14 protein-coding genes and 3 pseudogenes are annotated in these 20,456 nt (G+C 73.5%); 13 read left to right on the top strand and 4 right to left on the bottom strand.

Going from position 1 to position 20,456, the window contains the following annotated elements:
* Nucleotides 1-330: 330 nt before the first annotated feature.
* Nucleotides 331-1,395, bottom strand: a complete 1,065-nt coding sequence (locus ACF1A1_RS18520) for a LacI family DNA-binding transcriptional regulator (RefSeq protein ID WP_392001150.1) — start codon at nt 1,393-1,395, stop codon at nt 331-333.
* Nucleotides 1,396-1,597: 202 nt separating this feature from the next.
* On the opposite strand from ACF1A1_RS18520, the pseudogene ACF1A1_RS18515 reads away from it, so the two are divergent.
* Nucleotides 1,598-1,768 (top strand): annotated as a pseudogene (locus ACF1A1_RS18515) (transcriptional regulator); the annotation flags it as partial.
* A 21-nt stretch (nt 1,769-1,789) separates the two neighbouring features.
* Here ACF1A1_RS18515 and ACF1A1_RS18510 read toward each other — a convergent pair.
* Nucleotides 1,790-1,990, bottom strand: coding sequence for a hypothetical protein (locus ACF1A1_RS18510; RefSeq protein ID WP_392000995.1), 201 nt, complete (start codon nt 1,988-1,990; stop codon nt 1,790-1,792).
* A 328-nt stretch (nt 1,991-2,318) separates the two neighbouring features.
* Between ACF1A1_RS18510 and ACF1A1_RS18505 the strand changes: the two genes are divergently transcribed.
* The 3 genes from ACF1A1_RS18505 (at nt 2,319) to ACF1A1_RS18495 (ending at nt 6,171) form a co-directional block, all read left to right on the top strand.
* The gene (locus ACF1A1_RS18505; protein WP_392000993.1) at nt 2,319-3,581 is read left to right on the top strand and encodes a sensor histidine kinase; all 1,263 of its coding nucleotides are present in this window, start codon (nt 2,319-2,321) and stop codon (nt 3,579-3,581) included.
* A gap of 681 nt (nt 3,582-4,262) precedes the next feature.
* Nucleotides 4,263-4,943, top strand: a complete 681-nt coding sequence (locus ACF1A1_RS18500; protein WP_392000992.1) for a response regulator — start codon at nt 4,263-4,265, stop codon at nt 4,941-4,943.
* Between the two features lie 43 nt (nt 4,944-4,986).
* Nucleotides 4,987-6,171, top strand: a complete 1,185-nt coding sequence (locus tag ACF1A1_RS18495; protein WP_392000990.1) for a cytochrome P450 — start codon at nt 4,987-4,989, stop codon at nt 6,169-6,171.
* A 333-nt stretch (nt 6,172-6,504) separates the two neighbouring features.
* On the opposite strand, the pseudogene ACF1A1_RS18490 reads toward ACF1A1_RS18495, so the two are convergent.
* Nucleotides 6,505-7,518: pseudogene (locus ACF1A1_RS18490) on the bottom strand (Gfo/Idh/MocA family oxidoreductase); the annotation flags it as partial.
* Nucleotides 7,519-7,648: 130 nt separating this feature from the next.
* Between ACF1A1_RS18490 and ACF1A1_RS18485 the strand changes: the two are divergent.
* From ACF1A1_RS18485 to ACF1A1_RS18470, 4 genes are all read left to right on the top strand, one after another.
* Nucleotides 7,649-8,386 carry a GntR family transcriptional regulator gene (locus ACF1A1_RS18485; protein ID WP_392001148.1) on the top strand — a complete coding sequence of 246 codons (738 nt, stop codon included), beginning with the start codon at nt 7,649-7,651 and terminating at the stop codon, nt 8,384-8,386.
* 279 nt (nt 8,387-8,665) lie between these two features.
* Nucleotides 8,666-9,814 (top strand): ROK family glucokinase, encoded by a 1,149-nt coding sequence (locus tag ACF1A1_RS18480; RefSeq protein WP_392001146.1) that lies wholly within the window; start codon nt 8,666-8,668, stop codon nt 9,812-9,814.
* A complete protein-coding gene (locus ACF1A1_RS18475; RefSeq protein WP_392000989.1) occupies nt 9,811-10,404 on the top strand; it encodes a sugar kinase in 594 nt (197 codons plus the stop codon). Before ACF1A1_RS18480 ends, ACF1A1_RS18475 begins: the two co-directional genes overlap by 4 nt.
* Before the next feature lie 176 nt (nt 10,405-10,580).
* A complete protein-coding gene (locus ACF1A1_RS18470) occupies nt 10,581-13,424 on the top strand; it encodes an SNF2-related protein (protein WP_392000987.1) in 2,844 nt (947 codons plus the stop codon).
* On the opposite strand, the gene ACF1A1_RS18465 is transcribed toward ACF1A1_RS18470, so the two are convergent.
* Nucleotides 13,402-13,695, bottom strand: coding sequence for a hypothetical protein (locus ACF1A1_RS18465; protein WP_392001158.1), 294 nt, complete (start codon nt 13,693-13,695; stop codon nt 13,402-13,404). The two genes, ACF1A1_RS18470 and ACF1A1_RS18465, sit on opposite strands and share 23 nt — an antisense overlap.
* A 343-nt stretch (nt 13,696-14,038) precedes the next feature.
* Between ACF1A1_RS18465 and ACF1A1_RS18460 the strand changes: the two genes are divergently transcribed.
* The 5 genes and pseudogenes from ACF1A1_RS18460 (at nt 14,039) to ACF1A1_RS18440 (ending at nt 20,028) form a co-directional block, all read left to right on the top strand.
* A complete protein-coding gene (locus ACF1A1_RS18460; RefSeq protein ID WP_392001145.1) occupies nt 14,039-16,159 on the top strand; it encodes an SWIM zinc finger family protein in 2,121 nt (706 codons plus the stop codon).
* Between the two features lie 577 nt (nt 16,160-16,736).
* Entirely contained in the window at nt 16,737-17,225 is a 489-nt protein-coding gene (locus ACF1A1_RS18455) for a GNAT family N-acetyltransferase (protein WP_392000986.1), read from the top strand.
* 641 nt (nt 17,226-17,866) lie between these two features.
* A complete protein-coding gene (locus tag ACF1A1_RS18450) occupies nt 17,867-18,889 on the top strand; it encodes an aldo/keto reductase (RefSeq protein ID WP_392000985.1) in 1,023 nt (340 codons plus the stop codon).
* A 36-nt stretch (nt 18,890-18,925) separates the two neighbouring features.
* Nucleotides 18,926-19,429 (top strand): annotated as a pseudogene (locus ACF1A1_RS18445) (aldo/keto reductase); the annotation flags it as partial.
* Nucleotides 19,381-20,028: an aldo/keto reductase gene (locus tag ACF1A1_RS18440; RefSeq protein WP_392000984.1), complete on the top strand. Its 648-nt coding sequence runs from the start codon at nt 19,381-19,383 to the stop codon at nt 20,026-20,028. The pseudogene ACF1A1_RS18445 and the gene ACF1A1_RS18440, both read left to right, overlap by 49 nt.
* The last annotated feature ends 428 nt before the right edge of the window (nt 20,029-20,456 follow it).

Genomic DNA, 20,456 nt, shown 5'->3' with positions numbered 1-20,456 from the left:
GTGGCGGGGAGGGGACGCGAAGCGGCGCCGGGTCTGGTGCCCGTCTGCGTAGGGGACATGTGCGGCTCCCATGACGGGGGATGGGGATGTGCTCGGAGTCCCGCGGCTCCCGGGGACCGAGTCCGGACGGGAGAGGCGGTGTTCGCGGTGCGCGTCAGCCCGGCCCCGAGGGCCGGACGACGTCGCGAGCGACGCGTCACCGCGCTGCACGGGGCCGGACCGGCCGGGAGCTCGCGGTGTGACGGTCGTGGGGTGACGGATGTGGTGCCCCTGGCCTTTGTGCCTGCCGGGGGCTCGTGAAGTGGCCTGCGGCGGCGACGGGGCGGGTGGTCAGCTGGTGCCGGGTACCGTCCGGCCCTGGTGGGGCGGTGGGGGTGCGGTCGAGCCGCGGACGACGAGTTCGACGGGCGGGTCGCTCACCGGCGGCAGGTCGGTGTCCGGCTTCTCGATGGCGTGCACGAGAAGCCTGATCCCCTCCCGTGCCGCGGCGTCGAAGGGCTGACGCGCGGTGGTCAGGGCGGGAGTGAGGTAGGCGAAGACGGGGTTGCCGTCGAATCCGACGACGCTGACGTCCTCCGGCACGCGGCGCCCGGCTTCCCGCAGGGCGTGGATCAGGCCGACGGCCATCTCGTCGCCCGAGGCGAACACCGCGGTCACGGAGCTGTCACCGGCCAGTGCGCGGCCCGCCGCGTAACCGGAGGCGGCGGACCAGTCGCCCTCGACGACCGGCGGTTCGGGCGCGCCCCGTGCCGCCAGCGCGGCCCGCCATCCTTCCAGGCGGTCCTTGGAGGCGTACCACCGCTGCGGACCCGCGAGGTGATGGACGGTCACATGTCCGAGGTCGAGCAGGTGGTCGGTGGCCGCCCGCGCCAGTGCGTGGGCTCCCATGTCCACGGTCACCGTCCGGGCGGCGGTGAAGGCCGGCGGCGCCCCCACGAAGAGGACCGGCACGTCGACGCGGACGGACACTTCTCCTTCCACGATGGGTTCGGAGACGACGACTCCGTCCACGCCCTGCTCGTGGAGTGACTCCACGGCGCCGGCGATGCGTTTCGGGTCGCCGTCCGGCGTGTTGACCACGCGCAGCGCGTACCCCGCGTCCCGCACCGCCTGCTCGATGTGCACGAGGAGCGAGGCGGTGCCGTAGCCGGCCGTCCCCAGCGCGACGACTCCGATGGAGCGACTGCGCCCGGAGGCCAGTGCGCGGGCCGCGTGGTTCAGCCGGTAGCCCAGTTCCTCGGCGGCTGCGAGGACGCGTCGGCGGGCTTCGTCGGAGACGTACGGCTCGTCGTTGAGGACACGTGAGACCGTCTTGCGCGAGACTCCGGCCACACGGGCCACGTCCGCGCTGCGCGGCGCCGGTGAGTCCACGTTCCGCCCCACCCCTGGTGTCATCATGTCTCCTGATGGCCGTACGCCTGCATCGAACGAGGCCAACTGTATGACCGCGCGGTCTGACCGCGCGGCCATGTCTACGCATCCGCAGGGTCTGCGTCAAGAGATGTCACAGCACTTCTTCCCGCCTCCCGGGAGGCAAACATCCAGGGAGGAAACTCTCCCCCTCTCCCGACCATCGGAAGGTGCCAGACCGACCGGCATGACCAGCGCGCATCTCCACGAGCTGGGGGCCTTCCTCAAGGCGCGCCGTGCCGAGCTGAGTCCCGCCACCGTCGGCCTGGCCGACACGGGCGGGCCGCGGCGGGTGACCGGACTCCGCCGGGAAGAGGTCGCCCTTCTCGCCGCGATCAGCACGGACTACTACACCCGCCGCCCCGCACCCGGTGAGCGTTCAGTCGGCCTTGCGGCTCTCCGCGGCGGCGAAGAGGGCGAATGCGAGCACCAGGAGCGCGACGCTCGCGTAGACCTCGTAGCCGTCGAGGACGTCGAGGCGATGGACGAGCCCCCAGTTCCAGTCGGTGAACTCGTGCACCAGGCCGGCGACGCCCTGCACCAGGGCGATGAATCCGAGTACCTCCAGCAGTTGCTTCATGGTCCAGACCCTCGCCCCGTGGATGCCTCACCCACATCGGCCGCGGGGCGAGGCCCGTCCGACGGAAGGCTCGCCCGCACCCGGCCGCCCGCGCCGGAAGTGGGCGCCCGGCCGGTCTTCGGAGGGCCCGGCCGTCGACTTCGGTAGGTCCTCCGCCGACTTCGGTGGGTCCTGGGCGACTTCGGCGAATCCTGCGGCGACTTCGGTGGGTCCTGGCGCGACTTCGGTAGGTCCTGCGGCGACTTCGGTAGGCCGTCGTCCCGCTTTGGTCGTCGATCCCGTCCGGGGGGAGGTGGCACGGGGCTGCGCCTGCGTAGATTTGCCGACCATGAGGGGTGACGACCAGGCGGTGCCGACGGCGCCGGCCTTCCCGGGGCGCCGGTGGCTGCTGCCGTCCGCCGTGGCCGCCGAGCTGGACCCGGACGCCGGGAGGTCCGGGCGCCCGCCGCGGCGCACCGTACGCGACTGGATCGTCGACTTCTCCTGCTTCCTCCTGGCCGTCGCCATCGGCCTGATGGTGGCGGACGCGCTCCCCGGCGCCCAGGACCTCCCGCACGCCGTCCTCGTGGCCGACCAGCTGCTGGGCGCCCTCTCCTGCGCCGCTGTCTGGCTGCGCCGCCGCCGGCCCCTCGGCCTGGCCGCGGTGACGGTCCCGCTCGGCTTCCTCTCGACCACCTCGGCCGGCACCGCCGTGGTCGCCCTCTTCACGCTCGCCGTGCACCGGCCCTTCCGGTACGTCGCCTGGGTCGGCGGCATCCAGCTCGCGCTGATCCCGGTGCTCGTGTGGGTGCGCCCGGACCCGGACCTGGAGTACGGGCCGGCGGTGGTGTGGACCGTGCTGCTCACCGTCACGCTCATCGGCTGGGGCATGTTCGTCCGCTCCAAACGGCAGCTCGTGCTCAGCCTGCGCGACCGGGCCCGGCACGCGGAGGCGGAGGCGCGGCTGCGCGGCGAGCAGGCCCAGCGGCTGGCCCGCGAGGCCATCGCCCGCGAGATGCACGACGTGCTCGCCCACCGGCTGACCCTGCTCAGCGTGCACGCGGGCGCGCTGGAGTTCCGGCCGGACGCGCCCCGCGCGGAGATCGCGCGGGCGGCCGGCGTCATCCGGGAGAGCGCCCACGAGGCCCTCCAGGACCTGCGGGAGATCATCGGCGTGCTGAGGGCCGGGCAACCCGACGACCCGGGCCGACCCCAGCCGACCCTGGCCGCCCTGGACGCGCTGGTCGCCGAGTCCCGCGAGGCCGGCATGAAGGTCGTCCTCGACCAGCGCGTCACCGACCCCGCCGCGGTCCCCGCCTCCGTCGGCCGCACGGCGTACCGCATCGCCCAGGAGTGCCTCACCAACGCCCGCAAACACGCCCCCGGGACCCAGGTCGCGGTCACCGTCACCGGCGGCCCCGGCGACGGCCTCACGGTGACCGTCCGCAACCCCGCGCCGGAGGGCGACGTGCCGCCCGTCCCCGGCTCCGGGCAGGGTCTGATCGGTCTCACCGAACGGGCGACCCTGACCGGTGGCCGCCTGGAGCACGGGCCGTGCGAGGACGGCGGCTTCGAGGTACGGGCATGGCTGCCCTGGCCGGCCCGGGCGTAGGGATCCGCAGCGTCCGCCGTCCCACGGCCGACGGCCGGCCTGCCTCAGCGCCGGCGCGGCACCATCCGCCGGCCCGCCTCGCCGTACACCCGCGGCGAGGCCCTTCGATGCACTCGTTGGGAAAGCCGGCCCCGAAGCCGGTCGGCTCCTCCAGCCCGCGCGGTGCCGTCGGGCTCGGTGACGGTGAGCATCAGCCAGCACCGCCTCGGGCAGCGTGAGGTCCGCCGCGCCGAGGTTGTCGTCGAGCCGGCCGAGACGGCGGGCGCCGCGGACCCGGTGGACGGCGGGGGAGCGGGCCATGGTCCAGGGGATCGCCACCTGGGCGGCGCAGGCGCCGAGTTCGCCGGCGGCCGACTGCACGGCCCGCGCCACGGCGTGCTCGCGCTCCCCGATCCCTTCCGCCGACAGCCGCGTCGACTCGCCCCCGCCGACCCGCCCGGCCGCGTGTACTCACCCGACAGGGATCCCGCCCTGCAAGGGGCTCCACGCCCCCACCGACATCCCGAACGCCTCGGCCACGGACAGCGGTTCCCGCTCGATGTCCCGGTTCACCAGCAGGGTGAAGCACGTTTCCCGAGCGCACGGCGTCGTCGAGGGCCCGGGTCCGCGACGTGATCCCAACGACGGGCCCTGTCGGCCGCACGGCCAACTCACCGGCCGCGACCGTGATTACGTAAGCCCATGACTGCCATCAGACTCCTCCTCGTCGACGACGACCCGCTGGTGCGGGCCGGGTTGTCCTTCATGATGGGCGGCGCCGACGACATCGAGATCGTCGGTGAGGCCGCCGACGGCGGTGAGGCCGAGGCGCTCGTCGACCGCACCCGCCCGGACGTGGTCCTGATGGACATCCGGATGCCGTCGGTGGACGGGCTGACCGCCACCGAGCGGCTGCGCGCCCGCGCGGACGCCCCGCAGGTCGTGGTCCTCACCACCTTCCACGCCGACGAACAGGTGCTGCGGGCGCTGCGCGCGGGTGCCGCCGGTTTCGTCCTCAAGGACACCCCGCCCGCCGACATCCTCGACGCGGTGCGCCGGGTCGCGGCCGGCGACCCCGTCCTGTCGCCCGCCGTCACCCGTCAGTTGATGGAACACGCGGCCGGCTCCGCCGCCGACACCCGTCGCTCCCGCGCGCGTGCGCGGATCGCCGTCCTGGGCGAGCGCGAACGCGAGGTCGCCGTCGGCGTGGGCCGCGGCCTGTCCAACGCGGAGATCGCCGCCGGCCTGTTCATGAGCGTCGCCACCGTCAAGGCCCACGTCTCCCGGATCCTGGCCCGGCTCGACCTCAACAACCGCGTGCAGATCGCGCTGTTGGCGTACGACGCGGGGCTGGTCGACGAGAACGCGGAGGACGGGCACTAGCGGGGGCGCTCGCGCGTTCTCGCAGTGACGGGAGGGGAGCGAGATGACCGATGTGATCGACCTGGAGGCGTTCGGCGAGGAGTTCCGGCGGGACCCGTACGCGGTGTACGCGCGGCTGCGGGAGCGCGGCCCGGTCCACCGGGTGCACCCGCCCGGAAGCGACGCGACCTACGCGACCTGGCTCGTGGTGGGGTACGAGGAGGCGCGCGCCGCGCTCGCCGACCCACGGCTGGTCAAGGACGGCGAGCGGATCGGCGCGATCTTCCTGGACGAGCAGCTGGTCGGCAAGCACCTGCTGGTCACCGACCCACCGCAGCACACGCGGCTGCGCGCCCTGGTCTCGCGCGCGTTCACCGGGCGCCGGGTCGAGGAGCTGCGCCCGCGCGTGCAGCGGATCACCGACGACCTGCTCGACGCGATGCTGCCGCGCGGCCGCGCCGACCTGGTGGAGTCCTTCGCCTACCCGCTGCCCCTCACCGTCATCTGCGAACTGCTCGGTGTCCCCGAGACCGACCGCGTGGCGTTCCGCGACATGTCGACGGAGGTGGTCGCCCCGACCAGCGAGCAGAGCGGCTACGAGGCCTTCGTGCGGCTCGGCGCCTACCTGACCGAGCTGATCGAGGACAAGCGGTGCGCCGGGCCGGGCGGCGATCTGCTCGACGACCTGATCCGCACCACCGCCGAGGACGGCGACCGGCTCTCCCCGGAGGAGCTGCGCGGCATGGCGTTCCTCCTGCTCATCGCCGGCCACGAGACCACGGTCAACCTCATCACCAACGCCGTCCACGCCCTGCTCACCCACCCGGACCAGCTCGCGGCCCTGCGGGCCGACCCGGACCTCGTCGACGGCGTGGTGGAGGAGACCCTGCGCTGGGAGGGGCCGGTGGAGAACGCCACCTACCGGTACGCCGTCGAGCCCCTGGAGATCGCGGGCGTGGCGATCGAGAAGGGCGCCCCGGTGCTGGTCGGCCTCGCGTCCGCCGACCGCGACGCGCTGCGCTATGAGGACCCCGACCGCTACGACGTCCACCGCGACCCGCGCGGCCACCTCGCCTTCGGCCACGGCATCCACTACTGCCTGGGCGCGCCCCTGGCCCGCCTGGAGGCCCGCACCGCCCTGCGCTCCCTCCTGGAGCGCGCGCCGGACCTCAGCCCGGACGGCCCGCCCGGCGAGTGGCTGCCGGGCATGCTGATCCGCGGGGTGCGCAGTCTCCCGGTGCGCTGGTAGGCACCGTGTGTGCGCGCCGGTGAGGTGGGTGAGGTGGCGGCGCGCACTCGCGGAGCGCGGATCGCGCCGTACGCGTCCGCAGGCCGGCTACGGCGCGCCTGGCGCACCCGAGGTGCCTGGCGCGCCGAAGGTGCCTGGGATGCCCGCTGCGCCTGGCGCACCCGAGGTGCCTGGGATGCCCGCTGTGCCTGGCCTGCCCGCCGTATTCGGCGTCCCCGCCGCGTTCGGTGCGCCCGCCGCACCGGGCGCACTCGGCATCCCCAGCGCTCCCGGCGTCCCCGGCGTTCCCGCCGCGCCCGTCATGCCCGCCGCGCCCGGTGTCCCCGTCGCCCCGGACGCGTCCTGTGCCCCCGGTATCTCCGCCAGCGCCACCGCCCGCCGCTCCCGCCGGGACACCTCGCAGGCCTCCGCGATCCGCAGGGCCTGGAGCGCCTCGCGTCCGTCGCAGGGGTTGGGCCGCCCTCCCCGTACGACCTCCACGAACGTGTTCAGCTCCGCCTCGTACGCGGGAGCGAAGCGTTCGAGGAAGCCGGTCCACGGCTTGTCCGCGGCCGGCGGGCCGGTGGGCTCGGTGGAGGCGATCGGGGTGCGGTCGTCCAGACCCACGACGACCTGGTCGAGTTCCCCGGCCAGCTCCATGCGGACGTCGTAGCCCGCGCCGTTCAGCCGGGTCGCCGTGGCCGTCGCGAGGGTGCCGTCGTCAAGGGTGAGGATCGCGGCTCCCGTGTCCACGTCCCCGGCCGCGCGGAACATCGGGGGCCCGGCGTCCGAGCCGGTGACGTACACGTCGGCCACCTCGCGGCCGGTCACCCAGCGCAGCACGTCGAAGTCATGGATCAGCGCGTCCCGGAACAGCCCCCCGGACACCGGAAGCCACGCGGCCGCCGGCGGCGACTGGTCGGAGGTCACCGCCCGTACGGTGTGCAGCCGCCCGAGCCGGCCCGAGCGCACCGCATCCCGCGCCCCCGCGTAGCCCGCGTCGAAGCGACGCTGGAACCCCATCTGCAGGATCGTTCCGGCGGCTTCGACCTCGGCGATCGCCGCTAAGGTTCCCGCCAGATCCAGGGCGATGGGCTTCTCGCAGAACACCGGAAGCCCGGAGCGGGCCGCGCGGCCGATCAGTTCGGCGTGGGCCGAGGTCGCCGTGGTGATCACCACGGCGTCCACGCCCCACCGGAAGATCTCGTCCACTCCGGGGGCGGCCGTCTCGCCCAGCCGGAGGGCCAGATCCTGGGCCCGCGCGGGCTCCGTGTCCGTCAGGATGAGGGATCCGACCTCGCGGTGACGGCTGAGTGTGTTCGCATGAATGGTGCCGATGCGGCCCGTCCCGATGACGCCGATGCGCATGTGTTCAAGGTGACGTCGGAGCCCTCGCCCTGTCAATGCGTTTGTCCGGACAATCGAACTACAGAACTTCCCGTCAACCGGCCGCGGAGCTACGCTCAGGCCCGTGCCGAAACCAGAAGTGGACCCGACCGTGCAGCTGGAACTCCGTGTGGACCGAAGCTCTCCGGTGCCGTTGTACTTCCAGCTGTCCCAGCAGCTCGAAGCCGCCATCGAGCACGGATCGCTCACCCCCGGCAGCCTGCTCGGCAACGAGATCGAGCTCGCCGCCCGGCTCGGCCTGTCCCGCCCGACCGTGCGCCAGGCGATCCAGTCCCTCGTCGACAAGGGCCTGCTGGTGCGGCGCCGGGGCGTCGGCACCCAGGTCGTGCACAGCCAGGTCAAGCGCCCACTGGAGCTCAGCAGCCTCTACGACGACCTGGAGGCGGCCGGCCAGCGCCCCGCCACCACGGTCCTGGTCAACACCGTCGTCCCCGCGACGGCCGAGGTCGCGGCCGCGCTCGGCGTCGCCGAGGGCGACGAGGTGCGCCGGGTGGAGCGGCTGCGTCTCGCGCACGGCGAGCCGATGGCGTATCTCTGCAACCACCTGCCCTCCAACCTGCTCGACCTCGACACGGCACAGCTGGAGGCCACGGGCCTGTACCGCCTGATGCGGGCGGCCGGGATCACCCTGCACAGCGCCCGCCAGTCCATCGGCGCCCGCGCCGCCACCGCCGCGGAGGCCGAGCGGCTCGCCGAGGAGGAGGGCGCCCCACTGCTCACCATGCAGCGCACGACCTTCGACGACACGGGCCGCGCGGTCGAGTTCGGCGACCACATCTACCGCCCGACCCGCTACTCCTTCGAGTTCCAACTGCTCGTTCGGTCCTGAACGGGCGGATCCTGGAGGGGGATCCTGAACGGGCGGATCCTGGGCGGGCGGGCGGGCGGGCCGGGCCGCCGGACCGCGTTGGTCGCATTGTCCGGACAAGACGGCCACATGTTCGGACAAAAGACCTGGACGATGTGCGACACGAGGTGAACGCGTTCCTGAGGGGCGTGGGGAACAGTGTGACCAGCCATGAAACACCCGCACACGGCGACGCTCCGGCAACCTCCCCTCCGCCCCCGTACGCCACCCAGCGTGAGCGTGCGGCAGAATCTGGCGGTGATGAGCACCTACGGCACCTTCACCGCCCCCATCGGCTCCCGCCGCGCCCCGGCGCTCCGCACCGTGGGCACACGAGAGCGCCGCTCGCACCTGACCGCACCCCGCGTGCCGACGGTCGGCATCGACATCGGCGGGACCAAGGTGATGGCGGGCGTGGTCGACGCCGACGGCAACATCCTGGAGAAGCTCCGCGCGGAGACCCCGGACAAGTCCAAGAGCCCCAAGGTCGTCGAGGACACGATCGTCGAGCTGGTCCTGGACCTGTCCGACCGGCACGACGTGCACGCCGTCGGCATCGGCGCGGCCGGCTGGGTCGACGCCGACCGCAACCGTGTCCTGTTCGCCCCGCACCTGTCGTGGCGCAACGAGCCGCTGAGGGACCGCCTCTCCGGCCGCCTGTCGGTCCCCGTCCTCGTCGACAACGACGCGAACACCGCCGCCTGGGCGGAGTGGCGCTTCGGCGCGGGCCGCGGCGAGGACCACCTCGTCATGATCACCCTGGGCACCGGCATCGGCGGCGCGATCCTCGAGGACGGCCAGGTCAAGCGCGGCAAGTACGGCGTGGCCGGCGAGTTCGGGCACATGCAGGTCGTGCCCGGCGGCCACCGCTGCCCGTGCGGCAACCGCGGCTGCTGGGAGCAGTACAGCTCCGGCAACGCCCTGGTCAGGGAGGCCAAGGAACTGGCCGTCGCCGACTCGCCGGTGGCGTACGGGATCATCGAGCACGTCAAGGGGCAGATCGGTGACATCACCGGCCCGATGATCACCGAGCTGGCCCGCGAGGGCGACGCGATGTGCATCGAACTGCTCCAGGACATCGGCCAGTGGCTCGGCGTCGGCATCGCCAACCTGGCCGCCGCCCTCGACCCGTCCTGCTTCGTGATCGGCGGCGGTGTCTCGGCCGCCGACGACCTGCTGATCGGCCCCGCGCGGGAGGCGTTCAAGCGCCACCTCACCGGCCGCGGCTACCGCCCCGAGGCCCGGATCGTGCGCGCCCAGCTCGGCCCCGAGGCCGGCATGGTCGGCGCCGCCGACCTCGCCCGCCTGGTCGCCCGCCGCTTCCGGCGCGCCAAGCGCCGCCGTGTGGAGCGGTACGAGCGCTACGAGCGGTTCACGGAGGCCGCCCGCCGGGCCCGGGACACCGCATGACGGCATCACTGCCCCACCAGGGCGCGCCCCCGGACGAGCCGTCCCGCCCGCCGGAGACCCGGGGGCACGTGATCCGCCGCCGGGCGCTCACCCTGCTGATCATCGTGCTGCTCATCGGCGTCCCGGCCGGCTATCTGGTGATCTCCGCCAACCAGAGCCGCGACAGCGGCAAGGACAAGGAGGCCAAGTACTCGGCGACCGGCCTCACCGAGGGCTGGCCGTCGAAGGTGCAGCTCCGCCTGTACCAGGTGCCGGTCCCGCACCCGGCGAACCAGGTCGCCTACTACGAGACGAACAACTGGAAGACCAGCCGTCTCTACGTGCAGTTCCAGACCACGCACGCCGGCCTGGACGCCTTCCTCGCGGAGCTCGGCCTCACCCGGGCCGCCCTGAGGAAGGACAGGATCACGATCGGCGAACGCGACCAGGACGTCACCGGCTGGAGGTTCTCCGGACCCGGCTCCCGCTCCGGCGACTACTTCGGCTTCGTCCGCGCGCAGAAGAACCCGAAGCCGACGCTGGACGTGGTGGTGAACACCGGGAACCCGGTCTACCCCATGGTGTACGTCGTCTCCCGCACCGTCCCCTGACCGTACGGCGGCCGCCGGATCCGGCCCGGGCCCGGCAGGAGGGCCTCCAGGCCGGTGGGTCGGCGCCCGACGCCCACCGGCCCGGAGATCGCCGGCCGCCGGGGCCGATTGTCAGACCCCGCCCGTAGAGTCGAAGACGACTGATCCGACACGCGGGCGGGAGGTGGACACTCCGTATGAGCGACACGACTGCGGTCGCCGATGCGGTCGCCGAGCACACGGCGCAGCCGCTCGGCGTGCGCCTGCCCGCCGTCTTCCTGCCCGCGCCCCTCCCGCGCGACGGCCGCATCGCCTTCTGGGACCCGGAGGACGGCCCCCTGCCCGCTCCGGCGGACGCCGACCGCACGGACCTGACGGTCGTCCGCCGCCAGGGAGCCACCGTCCGCCGCCGCCGGACCCCCGCGCTGTCGCTGCCGCTCGACACGGCGCTCCCGCTCCTGGTGCGCGCCCGCCGCGACCCCGCCGCCCACCCCGCGACGGCCTGCTGGGGCGCCGTCGCGCTGCACGCGCTGCGGCTCGCCGCCCGCGGCCGCCTGCTGCCCGGCCTGACCCCCACCGGCCACGACGCCTGGCGCGCGGGCCCGCTGGACCCGGAGGACATCGCGCACCTGCGCGCGATCGCCGCGGCTCTGCCGTACGAGGGGCACGCCGTCCCGCTGCCCGGCCCCGGCCCGCTCCGCCTGCCCCGGCCGGAAGCCCTGATGCGGTCCTTCCTGGACGCCGTCGCGGACACCCTGCCCCGCACCCCGGCCGCGCCGTACGCGTCCGGGAAGCCCTTCGCGGACCGCCGGCCCCAGCGGCTGCCCGGCGCCCACGACTGGGCGGCGGAGGTCGCCGCCGGCATGGACGCGGGCGTGCGGATCTCCCTCCGGCTGGACCTGTCGGCGTACGACCTGTTCGACGACGGCGAGGGGGCGCGCCGCGCGGGCGCCGCGGTCGTCCAGGTGCACAGCCTCGCCGACCCGACCCTCGTGACCGACGCGGCGGCCCTGTGGGCGGGCGACGCGGACGGCGCGTTCGGCCCCCGCGCGCGCGTCGACGCGGCCCTCGCCGTGCGGCGCGCCGCACGCGTCTGGCCGCCGCTCGCCCGGCTCGCCGACCAGGACGCACCGGACGTCCTCGCCCTGTCCGAGGACGAGCTGAGCGACCTGCTCGGCGTGGCCGCGACCCGCCTCGCCGCGGCCGGGGTCGCCGTGCACTGGCCGAGGGACCTCGCCCACGACCTCGGCGCCACCGCGGTCGTACGGCCCGCCCCCGGCTCCGCGACCGACGGCACCGGCTTCTTCGAGAGCGAGGAACTGCTGCAGTTCCGCTGGCAGCTGGCGCTCGGCGGCGACCCGCTCAGCGAGGCCGAGATGGACGCGCTCGCCGAGGCACACCGGCCGGTCGTCCGGCTGCGGGACCAGTGGGTCCTCGTCGACCCCGCCCTCGTCCGCAAGGCCCGCAGGCGCGAACTGGGCCTGCTGGACCCGGTGGACGCGCTGTCCGTCGCGCTCACCGGCACCGCCGAAGTCGACGGCGAGACCGTCGAGGCGGTCCCCGTCGGCGCCCTGGCCGCCCTGCGCGACCGCCTCACCACCGGGGTACGCCCCGCCGAACCGCCGGCCGGCCTGCGCGCCACCCTGCGCGACTACCAGCTCCGGGGCCTGGCCTGGCTCGACCTCATGACCTCCCTCGGCCTCGGCGGCTGCCTCGCCGACGACATGGGCCTCGGCAAGACGATCACCGTCATCGCCCTCCACCTGAAGCGGGCCCGCACCGAACCCACCCTGGTGGTCTGCCCGGCCTCCCTCCTCGGCAACTGGCAGCGCGAGATCACCCGCTTCGCCCCCGGCGTCCCCGTCCGCCGCTTCCACGGCCCCGACCGCACCCTGGACGACCTGGCCGGCGGCTTCGTCCTCACCACGTACGGCACCATGCGCTCGGCGGCCCCGACACTTGCCGGACAGCCCTGGGGCATGGTCGTCGCGGACGAGGCCCAGCACGTCAAAAATCCTTACTCGGCGACGGCGAAGGCCCTGCGCACCATCCCGACCCCCGCGCGCGTGGCCCTCACCGGCACCCCCGTCGAGAACAACCTCTCCGAGCTGTGGGCCCTCCTGGACTGGACGACTCCCGGCCTCCTCGGCCCCCTGAAGTCCTTCCGCGCCCGGCACGCGCGCGCGGTGGAGAACGGGGAGGACGCGGAGGCGGTGGAGCGCCTCGCCCGGCTGGTCCGCCCGTTCCTGCTGCGCCGAAAGAAGTCCGACCCCGGCATCGTCCCCGAACTGCCGCCCAAGACCGAGACCGACCACCCCGTCCCGCTGACCCGCGAACAGGCCGCGCTGTACGAGGCGGTGGTGCGCGAGTCGATGCTCGCCATCGAGACGGCGGACGGCATCGCCCGCCGTGGCCTGGTGCTCAAACTCCTGGGCGCCCTCAAGCAGATCTGCGACCACCCCGCGCTGTACCTCAAGGAGGAGACCCCCGCCCTCGGCGACGCCCTCGCCGCCCGCTCCGGCAAACTCGCCCTGCTGGACGAGCTGCTGGACACCTTGCTGGCCGAGGACGGCTCCGCGCTCGTCTTCACCCAGTACGTGGGCATGGCCCGCCTGATCACCGCCCACCTGACCGGCCGCGCGGTGCCCGTGGACCTCCTGCACGGCGGCACTCCGGTACCCGAGCGCGAGCGCATGGTGGACCGCTTCCAGAGCGGCGCGACGCCCGTCCTGGTCCTCTCCCTCAAGGCGGCCGGCACCGGCCTCAACCTCACCCGCGCGGGCCATGTCGTCCACTTCGACCGCTGGTGGAACCCGGCCGTGGAGGAACAGGCCACCGACCGCGCCTACCGCATCGGCCAGACCCAGCCCGTCCAGGTCCACCGCCTCATCACCGAGGGCACGGTCGAGGACCGGATCGCCGAGATGCTGGAAGCCAAGCGTGCCCTCGCCGACGCGATCCTCGGCTCCGGCGAGTCGGCCCTCACCGAGCTGACCGACCGTGAGCTGTCCGACCTGGTCAGGCTGCGGAGGGAGGCGTGATGGGCGAGAAGGAGGCCAGCCCGGCCGACGCGGCACGCCGTGCGCTGCGGGCCGCGCGGGAACAGCAGGGGGAGCATCCCTCGCGGGAGTCGGCGCAGGGACAGCCCGCCGACCGTCCCCCGAGGCCCGCCGACGCGGCCCGCGCGGCCCTGCGCCGCACGACGGACGCCACCCGGCCGGACGCCCGGTCGGACACCTCCACGACGGACGCCGACGCCTCCGCGACGGACGTCGGCGCCTCCTGGCCGGACACCGCGTTCGTTTCGGACACCGCCTCCGGTCCGGACTTCGGCTCCCGTCCGGACGCCGCCTCCCGTCCGGACACCGACGCCCGGACGGGCGCCCCTCCGGCAGCCGACGAGCCGCGGGAGGCGCGCGCCGCCACCGGATCGCGGCCCGCCGACATCGCCCGCGAGGCGCTGCGGGCGGCGCGCGCTGCGTCACGGCGGGCCTCGGACGGGCCCGGGCCCGAGGAGTCCGGAGACGAGACCGTCCGCCGACCCCTCCGCACGGGCCCACGCTCCGCTGCCGCCCGGCGCCCCGGCCGCACGGGCGACCGTGTCACCGACGACCGCGCCCGTCACCTACGGAGCTTCCTGGCGGACGCCTTCCCCATGCCACCGGAGGAGACGACCGCCTCCGACGAGACCGACCGGGACGACCCGACCGCGCCCCAGGGGAGTTCACGAACCCCGGCCGCCGATCCCACGTCTGGGGCTGCGGGCGCGCCTGAGCGTGCGGCCTCGTCCGGGCGTGCGGGTGTGCCGGGGCGGGCGGGTGTGCCCGGGCGGACGGGTGTGCCTGGGCGTGTGGCCTCGTCGGGGCCTGAGTCCTCGTCGGGGCCTGAGTCCTCGTCCGGCCCCGAGTCCTTGTCCGGTCCTGCGGCGATGTCCGGCGCTGCGGCGGTCCCCGGGGCCACGGTTGACCCAGGGACTGTGGCTGTGCCTGGGGCTACGGCTACGCCCGGGGCCGCGGCCACCTCCGAGCCTGCGGCCACCTCCGAGCCTGCGGCCACGCGTGGGTCCGCGGCCGCCTCCGAGCCTGTGGCTACCTGGGGGCCTGCGGCCGCCTCCGGATCTCCGGCCGTCCCCGAGCGTGCGGCCGGCCTGGAATCTCCGGCCGTCCCCGAGCGTCCGGTCGGCTCCGGATCCCCGGCCACGCCCGGATCCACGGTTACCTCTGGTCCGGCGGTCGGTTCCGGGTCTCCGGCTCCCTCTGAGCCTGCGGCGGGCTCCGGTGCTCGGGCGGCTTCGGGGCCTGTGGCTGCCTCCAGTGCTTCGGCCGGTTCCAGGTCTTCGGCTGCCTCCGGGCTTACGGCTGCGTCCGGCGCTGGGGCGACCCCCGGGCCTGCGGCCACCTCCGCGCCGCCGACCACTCCCACCTCCGCGCCGCCGACCACTCCCACCCCCGGGCCGCCGACCACCCCCGGGCCGTCGTCCACCCCCGCCCGCACCCCCCGTTCCATGGCTGCCCCCTCCCGGGACGGTGATCATCGCCGTACCTTTTCCGCCTTTCCGGCGCGGGGGGTCGGTGAGGGGGGCGGGTTCGCTGAGACGTGGTGGGGCAATGCCTGGGTCAGCGCGTTGGAGGAGGGGGCGTTGGACGCCAAGCGTCTGGTGCGTGGCCGGGGGTACGCCGAGCAGGGAAACGTGGACGCCATCACCGTCACCCCGGGGCTCGTCCTGGCGTACGTGCAGGGCAGCCGTCCCCGCCCGTACCGCGTACAGGTACGGCTGCGCACCCTCGGCGACGACGACTGGGAGCGCTTCCTGGAGGCGGCCGTGGAGCGTCCCGGGCACATCGCCGCGCTGCTCGACAAGGAGATGCCCGAGTCGCTCGCCGAGTGCGGGGTTCCGTTGCTCCCCGGCCCCGGCGATCTGGAGCCGCACTGCAGTTGCCCCGACCGGGGCCACCCCTGCAAGCACGCCGCCGCCCTCTGCTACCAGACCGCGCGACTGCTCGACGCCGACCCCTTCGTGCTGCTCCTGCTGCGCGGCCGGGGCGAGCGTGAACTGCTGGACGCGCTGTCCCGTCGTAACGCCACCCGCGCGGCCCGCGCCGCCCAGGAGCAGGAGCCGGAACCCCTTCCCGGTGTCCGGGCCACAGAGGTCCTCGCCGCCGCACGCGTACTCCCGCCCCTTCCCGCCCCGTTGCCCGCGCCGCCGCACCCCGGGCAGCCCCCGGCGTACCCGGCCGTCCCGCACGGCCCCGACTCCTTCGCGCTGGACCAGCTCGCGACCGACGCGGCCGCCCGCGCCCACGCCCTGCTGACCACCGGCCACGACGAGATCGGGGAGCTGACCCTCTGGCAGGACGCCGTACGCATCGCCGCCTCCCGTCCCGGCTCCGGCCTCACCGCCGGCACCCGCGCCCTCTACGCCTCCCTCGCCACGGCAGCCGGCCGCACGCCGGCCGAGCTGGCGCGCGCGGTCGCGGCCTGGCGCCAGGGCGGCCCGGACGGGCTGGCCGTCCTGGAGGAGTCCTGGGACCCGCCGGCCGGCCGCTTCGACCGGGCCCGCCCTCTCCTCCTCGCCGCCGACCTCCCCGCCTTCCGTCCCTGGCGCAACCACCTCACGCACCCCCGCGGTCATGTCCAGCTCCGCCTCGGCCGCGACGGGCTGTGGTACGCGTACGAGTCGGAGCCGGGCCACGACGACTGGTGGCCGCGCGGCACCCCCGACCCCGACCCGGTGGGCGCGCTGACGGGCCTGGGCGGCCCCGGCGACGACCTCTGACCAAACCCCCCGGCGAGCCGTCCGCCCCCGGCCGGGATCACCGCATCCGGTGAAGGCCGTGTGAGAGTTCGCCGATGATGTCGGGGGTCCGTGGGGGAAGACCCGGGGTCCCGTGACCGCGACGTGAGAAAGGGCGGTCAGCGTGGAGCGGTGAGTGAGACGAAGACCCCTGCCCTCCAGTACCGCTTCGACGGCCCGGACGACGCCCCGGTCCTGATCCCGGGCCCCTCGCTCGGAACCACCTGGCACAGGTTGTAGATCGCGTCTTGTGCGGTCCAGGTGGTCCACGTGAAGCGTATACGCGCAGGTCAAGGTCTTGTGGTCCGGGAGCGTCGACCCTGTTCGTGAGACGTGCGTGAGAGCGCCGGTGATACGGCGGAGCCCTGTCGGGAACCGTCCCGACGGGGCTTTTGCGGGGTTGATCGTGGCCGCCGGTGACCTGTCGGCCTACGCGGACGCCGGTCACTTGGCCTGCCGAGGCCGACGCCCTCGCCTTTCCCGGGAGCGGTGCGAGAGCGCCTGCGCGAGCAGCCGACCCGCCGCACGAAGGCACTCCCCGGTGGGAGATACTCTCCGGATGAGTTCACGCACTTCCCCGAGCAGTCAGCCGATCACGATACGGAGGGCCGTCGCGGGGGATGCCAAACGGCTCACGCGGCTCGTGCGTGGCTCAGGCGCCTACGAGGGTAAGTACGCGGCCGCAGTCGCGGGCTACCGGGTCGGTCCTGATTACATCGAGGCCCACCGCGCCTTTGTGGCCGTCGGCTCCGACGAGCACGGAGGCCGGGTCCTCGGGTTCTACTCGCTCGTCCTCGCTCCACCGGAGCTCGACCTGCTGTTCGTCGCCGACGAAGCGCAAGGACGGGGTATTGGACGGCTACTCGTCGCGCACATGCAGTCCGAGGCCCGTGCCGCCGGGATCGACCGTCTCAAGGTCGTGTCGCACCTTCCCGCCGAGGGCTTCTACCACCGCGTCGGTGCGGTGCGGACCGGGACCGCGTTCGCGAACCCGCCCGCCGTGCCGTGGGACCGTCCCGAATTCGAGTTTCGCATTCCTTCGGGATGACGCGGTGTGCCGGTTGGCGGGGCACCAGCTTCGCCTGCATGGTGGCCGGCTTGCAGGAGTCGCTGTCCGCCGCGCGCTCCGTGTGTGCCGTCGCCTTTGCCCCGGCGTGGTGATCGCCTGTGCCGGCTGCCTGCCCCGAGGTGAATTTCTCACTCGCTTCGACATGCGCACCCAGGACTACTACGAACGCCGCATCAAGGAGAGCAAGACCCGACGCGAAATCGTCCGATGCCTCAACCGCTACGCCACCCGGGAAGTCTTCCGCCTGATCAGGCCGACACAGTCAGGCCCCCCGTCATAGGGGCAGTCGTGCGGTCGGACACCGAGCGGTAGCACCAGGCCCGCATCCCTCCCCCCAGGCTCCTGGCCTGGTCCTGGAGCCGTCCCCGGCCTCAATGCCGACGCTTTCATTCGCCGCCCAGGGCCGCTTCTGCCATCACAGGCTGCCCGCACTCGCCGCTGCGGCCGGTCGGCTCAGTACCCCTTCGCACCGTGTACTCACCTACGTATTCGGCACGAAGGGGTCCCTGTCCTTACCCCTGACAAGAGTGACTGTCTGAGGGACAGGGGTGCTGATTCCATGGAATGTGGCGGAGCCCGAACGACTCCGCTGCACCCGGACACGACCCTTGGAGATGTTCGTGGAACACCGTCTGCTCGGCCGTACCGGCCTGTCCGTCAGCAAGCTGTGCCTGGGCTCGATGATGTTCGGCCCGTGGGGCAACCCCGACCACGACGAAGCCAACCGGACGATCAACCGCGCCCTGGACGCCGGCATCAACTTCATCGACACCGCCGACGTCTACTCCCAGGGCGAGTCCGAGGAGATCGTCGGACGGGCGATCAAGGGACGCCGTGACGACATCGTCCTGGCCACCAAGTTCCACAGCCCGATGGGCGACGACCCCAACCGACGCGGCAACTCCCGCCGTTGGATCATGCGCGCCGTCGAGGACTCGCTGCGCCGGCTGGGCACCGACTACATCGACCTTTACCAGGTGCATCGGCCCTCGCCCGACACCGACATCGAAGAGACTCTGGGCGCGCTGACGGACCTGGTGCGCCAGGGCAAGGTCCGCTACCTCGGCTCCTCCACCTTTCCCGGCAGCCAGATCGTCGAGGCCCAGTGGGCCGCCCACGACCGGCGGCTGGAGCGGTTCGTGTGCGAGCAGGCGCCGTACTCCATGCTGGTGCGCGGCATCGAGGCCGACGTACTGCCCACCGCGGCACGCCACGGCATGGGCGTGATCACCTACAGCCCGCTTGCCGGCGGCTGGCTCTCCGGCAAGTGGCGCCAGGACGCCGACCTGCCCACCCCGTCGCCGGCCCGGCAGCGGCTGGCCGACCGCTTCGACATGTCCCTGCCGGTCAACCAGCGAAAGCTGGAGGCCACCGAAGCCCTGGCCCACCTGGCCGAGGACAACGGCATGACGCTGATCGAGATGGCCATCGCGTTCGCGCTCAGCCATCCCGCGATCGTCTCGGTCCTCATCGGCCCGCGCACCCTGGAGCACCTGGAGACGCAACTGCCCGCAGCCGACGTGACCCTGGACCCGCCGGTCCTGGACCGCATCGACGAGATCGTCACCCCCGGCACGGTCATCAACCCGGCCGACACCAGCTTCGTCAACCCCGCCCTGGAGCCGGCGGCCCGCCGGCGCTGACCGGACACCCGTCACCCGTTCACCCAAAGGAGCAACGTGCGGTATCGCAAGCTCGGCAGCTCGGACCTGGAGGTCTCCGAGATCTCCCTCGGCTCCTGGCTCACCTACGCCGGCGGCATCGAGGCGGACGCGACCCGCGCCTGCACCGAGGCCGCCTTCGACGCGGGCATCACCTTCTTCGACACCGCCAACGCCTACGGCCGAGGAGCCGCCGAGGCGGCGTGGGGCGAGATCCTCTCCGCCCACCCCCGCGACTCGTACGTCCTTGCCACCAAGGTCTGGGGCCCGATGTCGGACGCCCCGGCCGACCGGGGCCTGTCCGCGGCGCAGATCGCGAAGCAGATCGACGCCTCCCTCGCCCGCCTGAAGACCGACCACGTCGACCTGTACCAGGCGCACCGCTTCGACCCCGCCGTCCCGATCGAGGACACCATCGAGGCGTTCCAGAAGGTCGTCGAGCAGGGCAAGGCCCGCTACCTCGGCTTCAGCGAGTGGACCCCCGAGCAGATCCAGGCCGGAATCCACATCGCCGGACCCGACCTGTTCGTCTCCTCCCAGCCGCAGTACTCCATGCTGTGGCAGGCCCCCGAGGCCGAGGTCTCTTCGACCTCTGCGCCGCGAACGGCATCTCCCAGATCGTCTGGTCACCCCTCGCCCAGGGCGTCCTCACCGGCAAGTACAAGCCGGGCCGGCCCGTACCGGAGGGAAGCCGGTTCGCGTCCGCGGACATGGCGGTCTCCCAGGACCTCGTCTACAGCGACGCCATCCTCGAAGCGGTTCAACGCCTCGTCCCCATCGCCGAGGAGGCCGGGATGAGCATGCCCACCCTGGCGCTCGCCCGGGTCCTGCGCCGCCGTGAAGTCGCCTCCGCAATCACCGGCGCCTCCCGCCCCGAACAGGTCCACGCCAACGCCGCCGCCTCCGGCCTGGAGCTGTCCGACGACCTGCTGACCGCGATCGACCAGGCACTCGGCTGCGTCCCCGTCACCGAACCGACCCTCGCCCCCGCCGCACAGGCCGGCGTCAAGCACCGCGGTGGGCTGGGCTTGCACCCCTACTTCGCCCAGCCCGAGGTGCAGCAGGCGGACGCCGAGCACGGCATCCTCACCCAGGGATCCCAGCCTGCGCAGCGTACGTAAGCCGACCAGCCACCACTTCCGACCGGTCCTGGGGGCGATCGTGTTCGGTGTGTTCACGATGTTCTGGACAGCTCTCACGTTCCTGCTCAGCGCACCGCCGTTCGACTATTCGGTCTTCGTCATCGGTGCTGCACCACCGCGGCTGGTGGCTGCCCGCGACTTGGGCGGGCTGAGCACTGGTGCTTGCAGCCTTCGTGCTGGCAGGTGTCGCAGGCGACGGCGGCTCGGTGGTGTTCCTGCTCCTCGCAATCGTCCTGCTCGACATCGGCATCCAGGACCTCAACATCCTCAACCGGGTACGCCTGTTCGTCCTCGCTCCTGAGGCCCGCTCCCGCCTCAACACGGCCTTCGGGGCGTGCGACTTCACCGGCGGGGCGATCGGCTCGGCCGCCGCCGACCGCGCTGCGGTCGGCGGGGGGCGCTTGCCC

The sequence above is a fragment of the Streptomyces sp. NPDC014995 genome (assembly GCF_043080745.1).
Taxonomy (GTDB): Bacteria; Actinomycetota; Actinomycetes; order Streptomycetales; family Streptomycetaceae; genus Streptomyces.
This window is presented reverse-complemented; position numbering and strand designations above follow the sequence as displayed.

Coding starts and splice junctions, on each gene's coding strand:
- ACF1A1_RS18460 (WP_392001145.1), top strand. CDS start 14,039: ATGCCACCGGAGGAGACGACCGCCTCCGACGAGACCGACCGGGACGAC.
- ACF1A1_RS18500 (WP_392000992.1), top strand. CDS start 4,263: ATGACTGCCATCAGACTCCTCCTCGTCGACGACGACCCGCTGGTGCGG.
- ACF1A1_RS18510 (WP_392000995.1), bottom strand. CDS start 1,990: ATGAAGCAACTGCTGGAGGTACTCGGATTCATCGCCCTGGTGCAGGGC.
- ACF1A1_RS18480 (WP_392001146.1), top strand. CDS start 8,666: ATGAGCACCTACGGCACCTTCACCGCCCCCATCGGCTCCCGCCGCGCC.
- ACF1A1_RS18470 (WP_392000987.1), top strand. CDS start 10,581: ATGAGCGACACGACTGCGGTCGCCGATGCGGTCGCCGAGCACACGGCG.
- ACF1A1_RS18520 (WP_392001150.1), bottom strand. CDS start 1,395: ATGACACCAGGGGTGGGGCGGAACGTGGACTCACCGGCGCCGCGCAGC.
- ACF1A1_RS18495 (WP_392000990.1), top strand. CDS start 4,987: ATGACCGATGTGATCGACCTGGAGGCGTTCGGCGAGGAGTTCCGGCGG.
- ACF1A1_RS18505 (WP_392000993.1), top strand. CDS start 2,319: ATGAGGGGTGACGACCAGGCGGTGCCGACGGCGCCGGCCTTCCCGGGG.
- ACF1A1_RS18455 (WP_392000986.1), top strand. CDS start 16,737: ATGAGTTCACGCACTTCCCCGAGCAGTCAGCCGATCACGATACGGAGG.
- ACF1A1_RS18475 (WP_392000989.1), top strand. CDS start 9,811: ATGACGGCATCACTGCCCCACCAGGGCGCGCCCCCGGACGAGCCGTCC.